At 38.7% G+C, this 287-nt stretch carries 1 pseudogene; it reads right to left on the minus strand.

The features are described from left to right. Positions 1-287 (minus strand): annotated as a pseudogene (locus ILT06_RS32325) (DDE-type integrase/transposase/recombinase); the annotation flags it as partial.

The following is a 287-nucleotide window of genomic DNA, read 5'->3' on the forward strand; positions in this document are numbered from 1 at the left end:
CACTGTTCGGCTTTTAGATCCCTTATCGCAACAGGATAGGCTTTATCTCCATCAACAGTTATAGAACGAGGTCCTGTGGCATGACAAGAAACCAAGGCTTTCTTTAGAAATCGCTTGGCAGCTTTGGCATCTCGTTTACTACTCAAATAAAAATCAATTGTGTTTCTTTCGGAATCAATCGCACGATATAAGTACATTTTTTCGCCTTTGATTTTGATGTATGTCTCATCTCATCTACTCTCCAGGAATCATTTGTTCGTTTCAAATGTTTTCGAATACGCTCATTC

The sequence above is a fragment of the Bacillus sp. 17RED48 genome, from assembly GCF_019837545.1.
GTDB lineage: Bacteria > Bacillota > Bacilli > Bacillales > Bacillaceae_G > Bacillus_A > Bacillus_A wiedmannii.